Below are 243 nucleotides of genomic sequence, written 5' to 3' on the forward strand. Positions count from 1 at the left end.
TCAACCAACAGTTGGCTATATTGCACCAAGTGGTAATGGTACAGGTATGACTGATACCAACGATGACGGTGTTGATGATAATTATGGCGCTGGATTACTAACATTAGAAGACACCGATGGCGATGGTATTCCAGATTATCTAGATTTAGATAGTGATAATGATGGCACTCCCGATATAGAAGAGAACGGTATGGCAAATGCATTAGGCGGAAGCGATACAGATACTGATGGATTGGATAATGT

Annotated in this window: 1 pseudogene; it reads left to right on the plus strand. The window is 41.2% G+C overall.

From position 1 onward, the window contains the following. Positions 1–243, plus strand: a pseudogene (locus Q0842_RS16215) (gliding motility-associated C-terminal domain-containing protein); the annotation flags it as partial.

This window comes from uncultured Algibacter sp. (assembly GCF_947495675.1).
Taxonomy (GTDB): Bacteria; Bacteroidota; Bacteroidia; order Flavobacteriales; family Flavobacteriaceae; genus Algibacter_B.